Origin of the sequence: Gordonia gummivorans, assembly GCF_022513585.1 — a bacterium.
In the GTDB taxonomy this organism is placed as follows: Bacteria; Actinomycetota; Actinomycetes; order Mycobacteriales; family Mycobacteriaceae; genus Gordonia.
In genome coordinates, this window is the sequence record NZ_JAKWBF010000002.1 from 148,036 (window position 1) to 158,679 (window position 10,644).

Below are 10,644 nucleotides of genomic sequence, written 5' to 3' on the forward strand. Positions count from 1 at the left end.
CATTTGCCCAGGTCAGCGGGTCGGTTGCCCGCCTCATCGGATCAATCAGCGTCGGACTTGGATTGCGCTTCGTTCGTATCCGTCGAGTCCGCGTCAGCCTCACCGGCATCGGCCTCCGGGGCGACATCACCGGCATCGGCCTCAGCGTCAGCCTCACCGGCATCGGCCTCAGCGGTGGGCTCATCGCAGACGTCGGGGGTGTCGCCTGCTTCCTCGTCCACCTCGTCCGGTTCCGGTTCGACGCCTTCGGTCGCACTGGAGCTGTCGGGTTCGTCGCCGGACTCCCCTGTCGCCTCAACCTCGTCCTCGTCCTCGTCCTCGGCGATCTCCTCGGCGACGTCGTCCTTGGTCTCGGCGTCGCTGTCGGTCTCGGTGTCTGCGTCGGTCTCGGTTTCCCCGTCGGTCTCGGTTTCCCCGTCGGTCTCGGTTTCCCCGTCGGTCTCGGTTTCCCCGTCGGTCACCTCGGGCTCGTCGGTGGCCTCCTCTTCGAGATCGTCGCCGACCTCCGCCTGCTCGCCATCAGACTGCTCTGCCTCGTCCTCGTCTGCAGTGGTGACTGCCGAGTCACCATCGTCGGCGGTTTCGTCCTCGGCCGTGCTGCTGGCGGTTTCCTTCGCGCCATCGGTTTCCTCCGCGGCGCCGACAACGTCCTCGGGTTCGTCCTCGTCGCCGTCTTCATCCGCTGAAGTCTCGGCGTCGGCGACTTCGTCACCGTCACCATCGTCGGTCTCGTCTTCGGCGTCCTCGGCAACTTCGGCGTCCCTGGTGTCGGCGTCCTCGGCGACTTCGGCGTCTTCGGCAACAGACTCATCGTCGGCCTTGTCACCGTCGTCGTCGCCGACCAGCGCCGCCGTGCCAACGACCGCTGCGCCGGCGACTGCCGCACCGGCAACTGCCGTGCCGCGATCATCTTTGGTCTCGTCGATGTCGTCGAGGTCTTCGTCGTACCAGTCGTCGACGTAGCCGGCGATGCCGCGCTCTTCGAGTTCGGCCGCGCGTTCGGGGTGGTACATCTCCAGGCCCTGCTCACGACCGCGCGGTGCGATCACGAAATAGGCGGCAGCACAGGCAAATACGATTGCCGCGGTGAACACGTTGATCCGGATTCCGCCGATCAGGGTGGCCGGATCGGAACGCAGCAGTTCGACGCCGAAGCGACCCAGGCAGTAACCCGCGACATAGAGCGCGAACAGTCGGCCGTGGCCGATGCGGAAATGCCGATCGATCAGTACCAGCGCGATGACCAGCACGACGTTCCACAGCAACTCGTACAGGAACGTGGGATGGACAACCGCAACCACGTCGCCGTTGGAGACACCGGAGATCAAGCCGGGGTCGCGGTGGCCCGCGGAGTCCACGCGGTCGTAGATCTCCAGGCCCCAGGGCACCGTGGTTTCTCGGCCGTACAGTTCCTGGTTGAAGTAGTTTCCGAGGCGGCCGATGGCCTGGGCCAACAGGATCGGCGGCGCGATGGCATCACCGAACGCGGTTAACCGGATGCCGCAGCGTCGCGCACCGATCCACGCGCCCAGGGCACCGAAGAACACCGCACCCCAGATCCCGAGACCACCGTCCCAGATCTTCACGGCGTCGATCGGCGACTTGGGTCCGTCACCGAAATACGTCTGCCAGTCCGTGATCAGGTGATAGATCCGACCGCCGATCAAGCCGAACGGCACCGCCCAGATCGCGACGTCGAGGACCTCACCGTCCTGGCCGCCGCGTGCGATCCACCGTCGATTGCCCCACCAGACGGCGACGACGATGCCGACGATGATGCACAGCGCGTAGGCACGGACTGGGAAAGGACCGACGTACCACACACCCTGAGGTGGGCTCGGTATGTACGCCAAAATCGTTGTCGTCGGCCCGTCCAGGGCGGTCGGCAGCGTCACGCTGTCACCCTAACCGACACTAGAACACAGCCTCACACCATCCTCGGCGATGTCGGACGAACAGCGCGCGCAAGTCGGCAATGGTCACCGAGGCGATCGAACGCCCTCGGCGAGTTCGGTGACGAGGTCGGCAAGATGGTCGTCACCGGCGTGAGCGGCGGTCACCAGGGCCGAACCGACGATCACGCCGTCGGCGTATGCGGCGATCTCGGCTGCCTGCTGGCGGTTGCGCACGCCGAGACCCACGCCGATCGGGATGTCGGAGTAGGCGCGCACGCGGGCACACAGTTCGGGTGCGGCATCCGAGACCGCGTCGCGTGCGCCGGTCACACCCATCGTCGACGCGGCGTAGACGAATCCGCGCGATGCGTCGACGGTCAGCGCGATGCGCTCGGTCGTCGACGACGGTGCAACCAGGTAGATCCGGTCGAGTTCCTGTTCGTCGGACGCCGCATGCCATGCCGCGCCCTCTTCCGGGATGAGGTTCGGCGTGATCAGACCGGCGCCACCGGCATTGGCCAGATCGCGGGCAAACCGGTCCACCCCGTATTGCAGGACCGGATTCCAGTAACTCATCACCACCGAGTGGCCACCCGCGTCGGCAATCGCCTCGACAGCCGTGAACACGTCGCGCACCCGGACCCCGTTGGTCAGGGCGAGGTCGGCGGCGTCCTGGATCGTGGGTCCGTCCATCACCGGGTCGGAATACGGCACGCCGATCTCGATGATGTCGCAGCCCGCGTCGACCATCGTGCGGAACGACGACAACGAGCCGTCGACCGTCGGATAGCCCACGGGGAGATAGCCGATGAGGGCGGCACGGCCTTCGCTGCGACATTGCGCGAACACCGAACCCAACTTCGACGGCGGGGCGGTGACGGTCATCGGGCGGCTCCCGGTTCGGCGGCTTCGTCCTGCGAGGGTGGCGGGTCGAACAGATGGAACCATCGGGCTGCGGTGTCGACGTCCTTGTCGCCGCGCCCGGACAGGCTCACCACGATGATCGAGTTCTCGCCGAGTTCGCGTCCGAGCTTGAGTGCGCCGGCCACCGCGTGCGCCGACTCGATCGCCGGGATGATGCCCTCGCGTCGACTCAGCAGAGCGAGCGCGTCCATTGCCTCGGTGTCGGTGATCGGCCGGTAGTCGGCACGACCGGTGTCCTTGAGATACGCGTGCTCGGGGCCCACCCCCGGGTAGTCCAGACCCGCTGAGATCGAATGCGATTCGATGGTCTGGCCGTCCTCATCCTGAAGTAGGTACGAGTAGGCACCCTGGAAGGCCCCGGGTGTTCCGCCCGTGAAAGTGGCTGCGTGCCGCCCGGTCTCGACTCCGTCGCCGGCGGCCTCGTAGCCGGCCAGGCGCACCGAGGCGTCGTCGATGAACGGGTGGAAGATGCCGATGGCATTGGAGCCGCCGCCCACGCACGCGACAACGGCGTCGGGCAGTCGCCCCGCCGCATCGAGGATCTGTGCCCTGGCCTCGAGCCCCACGACGCGCTGAAGATCGCGGACCATGGTCGGGAACGGGTGTGGCCCCGCTGCCGTGCCGAAACAGTAATAAGTGTTGTGCGCGTTGGTGACCCAGTCGCGCATCGCCTCGTTGATGGCGTCCTTCAGGGTGGCCGAGCCGTTGTCGACGGCAACCACCTCCGCGCCGAGCAGACGCATGCGGGCGACGTTGAGCGCCTGCCGATCGGTGTCGACACGGCCCATGTAGATGATGCATTCCATGCCGAACAGGGCACACCCGGTCGCGGTCGCGACACCGTGCTGACCGGCACCGGTCTCGGCGATGATGCGGTTCTTACCCATGCGCCGCGCGAGGAGAAGCTGCCCGAGCACGTTGTTGATCTTGTGCGAACCCGTGTGATTGAGGTCTTCGCGTTTGAGGAAGATTCGTGCGCCACCCGCGTCGTCGCGCAGGCGAGTCGCCTCATACATCGGCGACGGCCGTCCGACGTAATCGCGCTGCAGGCGGTCGAGTTCGGCGAGGTAATCCTCGTCGCTGCGCATCTTCTCGTAGCCGGTGGTGACCTCGTCGATCACGGCCATCAGCGCCTCGGGCACATGCCGACCGCCGTAGACACCGAAGTGCCCGCCCTCGTCGGGCTCGATCGAGGTACGACTGGTCAGGCCAACGCTGGCGGCCGGCACCTCGGTTTCACCGCGGATCGATGAATGCTGTTGAGCTGTCACAAGATCTCACAGACTCTCGGGCTCACACGGCGTAGGGCACCCCCCACCACCGATGTCAGCGAACAGGTTTCGGACAGGAAGGGTGGGTACCCGCGGTGACCAGCTCGCTGACCGCCGCACGGGGATCGCCGCTGGTGACCAGACCCTCGCCGACGAGAACGGCATCGGCACCGGCGCCCGCGTAGGCCAGCAGGTCGGCTGTGCCACGCACCCCCGACTCGGCGATGCGGATCACCTCGGTAGGCAGCCCCGGGGCGATCCGCGAGAACGAGTCGCGGTCGACCTCGAGGGTCTTGAGGTTGCGGGCATTGACGCCGACGACCGAGGCCCCCGCCTCCAGGGCACGGTTGGCCTCTTCCTCGGTGTGCACCTCCACGAGCGCGGTCATGCCCAGACTTTCGGTGCGGTCGAGCAGTGCCGCGAGGACGTTCTGCTCCAGCGCCGCGACGATCAGCAGGATGACGTCGGCGCCGTGCGCGCGGGCCTCGTGGATCTGATACGGGCCGACGATGAAGTCCTTGCGCAACACCGGGATGTTGACCGCGGCGCGCACGCTGTCGAGATCGGCGAGCGATCCGCGGAAGCGGCGTTCCTCGGTGAGGACGCTGATGATGCGCGCCCCGCCAGACTCGTAGGCGCGGGCCAGTTCGGCCGGGTCGCCGATCGTCGCGAGATCGCCCTTCGACGGACTTGCGCGCTTGACCTCGGCGATGACACCGATACCCGGCTTGCGCAGCGCGGCCATCGCGTCCTTGGGTGCGGGCGCCTTCGCTGAGGCCGCCTTCACTGCCGCATAGTCGAGAACTGCTTCACGCGCTGCGACATCGGCTTTCACTCCCTCGATGATCGAATCGAGGACGGTGGGCGTGCTCACGGCGAATGGCTCCCTTTCGCTCGTCGTGTGTTCCTCAGGGTAGCCCGCGGGCCTGCGACACCTGATCTCGGGTTGGCCGAAGCATCGACGCCGGTCTCCAGGCCCCGGTCTGCCCTTCGTGTGTCGAGCAGATCACCTGTGGTGCATATCGTCGGCGTCGCTCAAAGCGCTACCGACATCGCAGGACACGGTCTTATTTGCTGTCGAGATCCGTCGGATCGATACCGGTGTCGAGTGCGTCCCACATCATGCGTTCATTGGCTGGTGCGCCGTGAGGGTTCGGATCGTCGGACTTGGTCTGGACATCGGGCTTTGTCGCATCGTCGGGCTTGGTCTGGACGTCGGGCTTGGTCGCGTCGGCATCCGAGGTGGCTGCATTGCCAGACGGTCCGGACGGCGTTTCCGCATCCGTGCGGTTCTCGTGGTCTTTGCGTTTCTCGTAGTCGGCGAAGATCTTGCGTTCGAGTTCGTCGCGTCGCGCCGCCGGCGTCTGATACTTCGACGACATCGCCGAGCCGTTGACCACCCGTAGGAGCGCCACCGCAGCGGCCACCGAACAGACGGTGCCCACAAGGACCACCGCGCCTGCCCAACTGTTGGTGGTCACCAACAGGATGCGGTACTTGTCGGGGATGCCACCGGCCTTGGCGGCATAGATCGCGTCGGCACCGTTGACGATCAACGACAACGCGGGGAACGCCGCGAGCACACCACCGGCCGCGATCACGATCGCCAGCACGCGCAATGCCCAACCCCGCAGGGAGAACGCGGCCGCGATCGCCGCCAGCATCACCAATGCCAGTGGCGTCAGCCACGGACTCCAATCGGCACCCTTGACCACGAAGTCTCGTTGCGGTGCGAGCCCGTCTTCGGCGGACGCCGTCGCCCAGGTCATCCTCGATGCGGCCCAGAACGCCAGCGCCGCCGCCACGAGCAGGAGCGCCGCCAAGCCTTGACGCCGCCGAACCGATTTGCGCCGCAGTGCCTCGACGTCTTCGTCGGTGAGTTTCACGACTGTGGGTTTCGCGGCTGGGACCCACCGCCGGTAGATGGTTCGACGCGACGCATCGTCGCAGCCGCGGCGACCGCGCTGAGCACCGTCTTCGCCTTGTTGCGGGCCTCGTTGTACTCGTACTCCGGTTGGCTGTCGGCGACCACTCCGGCGCCGGCCTGGACATATGCTCGACCGTCGACCATCAGCGCGGTCCTGATCGCGATGGCGGTGTCGGCGTTGCCGGCGAAGTCGATGTATCCGACGATGCCGCCGTAGAGGCCGCGGCGGGTCTTCTCGTGTTCGTCGATCAGCTCCATCGCCCGTACCTTCGGCGCGCCGGTCAGCGTCCCGGCGGGAAAGCAGGCCGTGACGGCATCCAGCGCGTGCTTGTCGTCGCGGAGAACCCCCGACACCGTCGACACGAGGTGCATCACGTGGCTGTATCGCTCGACGTGGCGGTAGTCACCCACCTTCACGGTGCCCGGCACGCACACGCGCCCCAGATCGTTGCGGGCGAGATCGACGAGCATCAGGTGCTCGGCGTTCTCTTTCTCGTCCTCGAGCAGATCCTTGCCCAGCAGCTGGTCTTCTTCCTCCGTGGCTCCGCGCCAGCGCGTCCCGGCGATCGGGTGCGTGGTGGCGAGACGGTCGGACACCGTCACGAGTGCCTCGGGACTGCTGCCGACGATGGTGAACGCCGTCTGCCCGCCCGAACCCGTGGCGTCGGATTCCGCGCCGGGCATCCGCAGCAGATACATGTATGGGCTCGGGTTGGAGGCACGCAACGCGCGATAGACGTCGATCGGGTCGGCGTCGGTGTCCATCTCGAAGCGCATCGACGGCACCACCTGAAAGGCCTCGCCCGCCTCGATCTCGCCGACCAGGCTGGTGACGATCTCACCGAACTCCTCCGGGGTTCGCTGTTCGGTGAACTCGGGAGCGGGCCGCGAGAACCGCGACACGGTCGAGCGCGCCGGGGCGGCCAGCGCCTCGGTCATCTTGTCGAGGCGCGCGACGGCGTCGACATAGGCTTCTTCGGCGCGGTCGGCGGAGCCGTCCCAGTTGATGGCGTTGGCGATGAGCGTGATGGTGCCTTCGTGATGGTCGACGGCGGCCAGGTCGGCGGCCAGCACCATCATCATGTCGGGCAGGCCGAGGTCGTCGACCGTCGTCTCGGGTAGCCGTTCGAGCCTACGGACCATGTCGTAGGCGAGGAAGCCGACAAAACCGCCGGTGAGCGGCGGCATGTCGGGGAGCGGGTCGGTCGCCAGCAGCCGGAGTGACTCGGCGAGCGTCTCGATCGGGTCACCACCCTCGGGCGCCCCGGCGGGCACGGTGCCCCACCAGCGGGCCTGTCCGTCGACGACGGTGAGCGCCGACGGCGATCCAGCACCGATGAACGACCACCGCGACCAGGAGCGGCCGTTCTCGGCGGACTCGAGCAGAAAGGTGCCGGGCCGTTCGCCGGCGAGTTTCGCGAAGGCCGACAGCGGGGTCTCGGAGTCGGCAAGAACCTTGCGCGTCACCGGGACGACGCGATGGTCGCGGGCAAGGTCGAGGAACTCTGCAAGCGTGGTGGTGTCGGCCTCTGCGTGTGGGTTCGAACTGTCGGGTTCCGAAGCCGTGCTCATCCGAGCGGCTCGCCGCCGACACCCCACTGCTGACGAGGAATCTCGTTGATGGTGACCCAGACAGAGTCCGGGTTCTTACCGGTCGCTTTGGCATACGCCTCGGTCACGGCCGCGATCGTCTCCCGCTTGATCCGGTCACTCAGGCCTGGGGTCTGCGAGATCTGGATGAGTGGCATGGATGCATCGCCTTTCTGCTCGGTATCCGACGGCCATTGTTCGCCGTCTCCCATTGTCGCTCGCGGCCGGGGTCGCGCGGTCGGGCGCACGGTCAACGGTTTGGGACGCCCAGTCAACGGTTTGGGGTCGGGTCAGGTCGGGTCGGCCAGCGGGAGCGGCTCGGTGTCGAAGCAGCTGTGGTTGCCGGTGTGGCAGGCAGCACCCACTTGGTCGACGACGAGCAGCACCGTGTCGCCGTCGCAGTCGAGCCGCACATCGTGCACGCACTGGGTGTGGCCGCTGGTCTCGCCCTTGACCCAATACTCCTGCCGCGACCGCGAGAAGTACGTCGCGCGACGAGTGGCGAGGGTGCGCTCGAGCGCGGTGTCGTCCATCCACGCGACCATCAGCACCGTCCCGGTCTCGCGCTCCTGGGCGACCGCGGTGAACAGGCCGTCGGCGTTGCGTTTCAGACGGCTAGCGAGGTCGGGGTCAAGACTCATCGCGACACTTCCTTTCCTTCATCGCACGGTGATTCCCGCGGACTTCATGGCCGCCTTGACGTCGGGAATGGTGAGTTCACCGAAGTGGAACACCGACGCGGCGAGCACCGCATCGGCGCCGGCTTCCACGGCCGGCGCGAAGTGCTCACGCGCTCCGGCACCACCGCTGGCGATGATCGGCACCGACACCGCGGCACGCACTGCGGTCAGCATCCGAAGGTCGAAGCCCTGCTTGGTGCCGTCGGCATCCATCGAGTTGAGCAGGATCTCCCCGACTCCGAGCTCTTGGCCGCGACGAGCCCACTCGACCGCGTCGATCCCGGTTCCCTGACGTCCACCGTGGGTGGTGACCTCCCAGCCCGACGGCGTCGGCTTGCCGTCGGCGGGAACCGTCCGGGCGTCGACCGACAGCACGATGCACTGCGAGCCGAACCGGCGACTCATCTCGCCGAGGACCTCAGGGCGAGCGATGGCAGCGGTGTTGACCGAGACCTTGTCGGCACCGGCGCGCAACATGGCGTCGACGTCGTCGACGGTGCGGATGCCCCCACCCACGGTCAACGGGATGAAGACCTGATCGGCGGTGTGCTTGACGACCTCGATCATCGTCGACCGACCTGCGCTCGACGCGGTCACGTCGAGGAAGGTGAGTTCGTCGGCGCCTTCGCGGTCGTAGCGTTCGGCCAGCTCGACCGGGTCCCCCGCATCGCGGAGATTCGTGAAGTTGACGCCCTTCACCACTCTGCCGGCGTCCACATCCAGGCAGGGAATCACTCGGGTCGCAAGGGTCATCGGGGTCCTCCGAGTTCTTCTGGTCGCGTCTCCCATTCGTCGCCGACGGTCTCGGCGATGACCGCCATCAACTCGTCGTGCAACCCGGGAGACCCGGTGACGATTCCCACCGATCGCGCTGTCCAGGGTGTCCCACCCAGATCGGTGGCGACGCCTCCGGCGGCACGCACCAGGGCGGCTCCGGCTGCGTTGTCCCAGGCATGACGCCCGAAGGCGATGGCACCGCCGAAGATCCCGGCAGCTGTGTAGGCGAGGTCGACCCCGGTGCTGCCGGTCATCCGCAATCGGGCGGCCCGACTGCTCAGTGCCCGGATCACGTCGGCGCGGCGCGCACCGGCGTAACGACCGCCGTGCGACGCGTTGAACGGCCCGTAGGCAATGGCTTCCCGGGCCAGCTCGGCGTCACGCAGCGGCGGTGCGGGCCGACCGTCGACCAGCAACGGACCGTCGACGTGACCCGCGTACCGCACCCCTTGAAGCGGCAGCCATGTGAGACCGAGGACCGGATGACCGTCGACGAGCAACCCCAGCAGGATGCCCGTCAGCGGCACACCGGTCGAGTAGTTGTAGGTGCCGTCGATGGGGTCGAGCACCCACACCACGCCCTCGTCGACCGGTGGGCCACCGAACTCCTCGCCGTGTACCGGCAGTCCGGTGGTCTCGGCGAGCTCAGCGGCTATCCGGCGCTCGAGGTCGAGGTCGACCTGGGTGGCGAAGTCGGTGGGACTCTTGGTGACCGCGCTGGGAGCGCCCACTCCGGCCACGAAATCGTCGGCCGCCGCGTCGAGCACCGACCCGGCGACGTCGAGAAGCCTCGGGTAGTCGAGGGTGGCGACCGAGGTCATGTGCCCGAGACGGCCGACAATGCCTCGGGCAAGGTGAACCGGCCTGCGTAGAGGGCTTTGCCGACGATCGCGCCCTCGACGCCCTGGTCGACGAGCCCGGCGATGGCCACCAGGTCGGCGACCGCCGACACCCCGCCGGAGGCGACGATCGGCGCCGAGGTGGCCGCGGCGACCTCGGACAGCAGGTCGAGGTTCGGGCCCTTCAGGGTGCCGTCCTTGGACACGTCGGTGACGACATAGCGCGCGCATCCGTCGCGGTCCAGCCGGGTCAGCACCTCCCAGAGGTCGCCGCCGTCGGTGACCCATCCCCGACCGCGCAGCCGGTAGGACTCACCCTCGCGGATCACGTCGAGTCCCACCGCGATCCGATCACCGTGTTCGGCGATGGCGCGGGCGCACCACTCCGGGTTCTCCAGCGCAGCGGTGCCGAGATTGACCCGGGTGCAGCCGGTCGCGAGCGCGGCCGCAAGGGAATCGTCGTCGCGGATGCCGCCGGAGAGTTCCACCTTGACGTCGAGTTTCCCCACGACCTGCGCCAGCAGTTCGCGGTTGTCGCCACGCCCGAACGCGGCGTCGAGATCCACCAGATGAATCCACTCCGCACCGTCGGCCTGCCAGGCGAGCGCCGCGTCGCGCGGGGACCCGTACGAGGTCTCCGAGCCGGCCGCGCCCTGCACCAGACGGACCGCCTGCCCGTCGGCGACGTCGACTGCGGGAAGGAGTTCAAGGGTGGTGCCCATCGGTGTCGGTTGTCCTGTC

11 protein-coding genes are annotated in these 10,644 nt (G+C 67.5%); all 11 read right to left on the reverse strand.

The window, feature by feature from the left end; all coding sequences use genetic code 11:
* Positions 1-41: 41 nt before the first annotated feature.
* Positions 42-1,877 carry a prolipoprotein diacylglyceryl transferase gene (gene lgt, locus MKW15_RS02525; RefSeq protein WP_276614534.1) on the reverse strand — a complete coding sequence of 612 codons (1,836 nt, stop codon included), beginning with the start codon at positions 1,875-1,877 and terminating at the stop codon, positions 42-44.
* Positions 1,878-1,979: 102 nt separating this feature from the next.
* Positions 1,980-2,780 carry a tryptophan synthase subunit alpha gene (gene trpA, locus MKW15_RS02530; protein WP_240855842.1) on the reverse strand — a complete coding sequence of 267 codons (801 nt, stop codon included), beginning with the start codon at positions 2,778-2,780 and terminating at the stop codon, positions 1,980-1,982.
* Entirely contained in the window at positions 2,777-4,090 is a 1,314-nt protein-coding gene (gene trpB / locus MKW15_RS02535; RefSeq protein ID WP_240855845.1) for a tryptophan synthase subunit beta, read from the reverse strand. The genes trpA and trpB overlap by 4 nt, the downstream gene beginning before the upstream one ends.
* Positions 4,091-4,145: 55 nt before the next feature.
* A complete protein-coding gene (gene trpC / locus MKW15_RS02540; protein WP_240855846.1) occupies positions 4,146-4,964 on the reverse strand; it encodes an indole-3-glycerol phosphate synthase TrpC in 819 nt (272 codons plus the stop codon).
* A gap of 193 nt (positions 4,965-5,157) precedes the next feature.
* Positions 5,158-5,976, reverse strand: coding sequence for a TIGR02234 family membrane protein (locus MKW15_RS02545; RefSeq protein WP_240855848.1), 819 nt, complete (start codon positions 5,974-5,976; stop codon positions 5,158-5,160).
* Complete coding sequence (locus MKW15_RS02550; RefSeq protein ID WP_240855850.1) at positions 5,973-7,589, reverse strand: anthranilate synthase component I; 1,617 nt, start codon at positions 7,587-7,589, stop codon at positions 5,973-5,975. Before MKW15_RS02550 ends, MKW15_RS02545 begins: the two co-directional genes overlap by 4 nt.
* Complete coding sequence (locus MKW15_RS02555; protein WP_240855852.1) at positions 7,586-7,765, reverse strand: tautomerase family protein; 180 nt, start codon at positions 7,763-7,765, stop codon at positions 7,586-7,588. Before MKW15_RS02555 ends, MKW15_RS02550 begins: the two co-directional genes overlap by 4 nt.
* A 132-nt stretch (positions 7,766-7,897) precedes the next feature.
* Positions 7,898-8,248, reverse strand: coding sequence for a phosphoribosyl-AMP cyclohydrolase (hisI, locus tag MKW15_RS02560; protein WP_240855859.1), 351 nt, complete (start codon positions 8,246-8,248; stop codon positions 7,898-7,900).
* A gap of 18 nt (positions 8,249-8,266) precedes the next feature.
* Positions 8,267-9,040 (reverse strand): imidazole glycerol phosphate synthase subunit HisF, encoded by a 774-nt coding sequence (hisF, locus tag MKW15_RS02565; protein ID WP_240855865.1) that lies wholly within the window; start codon positions 9,038-9,040, stop codon positions 8,267-8,269.
* Entirely contained in the window at positions 9,037-9,885 is an 849-nt protein-coding gene (locus MKW15_RS02570) for an inositol monophosphatase family protein (RefSeq protein WP_240855867.1), read from the reverse strand. The genes hisF and MKW15_RS02570 overlap by 4 nt, the downstream gene beginning before the upstream one ends.
* Positions 9,882-10,625: a bifunctional 1-(5-phosphoribosyl)-5-((5-phosphoribosylamino)methylideneamino)imidazole-4-carboxamide isomerase/phosphoribosylanthranilate isomerase PriA gene (gene priA / locus MKW15_RS02575; RefSeq protein ID WP_240855872.1), complete on the reverse strand. Its 744-nt coding sequence runs from the start codon at positions 10,623-10,625 to the stop codon at positions 9,882-9,884. The genes MKW15_RS02570 and priA overlap by 4 nt, the downstream gene beginning before the upstream one ends.
* Positions 10,626-10,644: the final 19 nt, after the last annotated feature.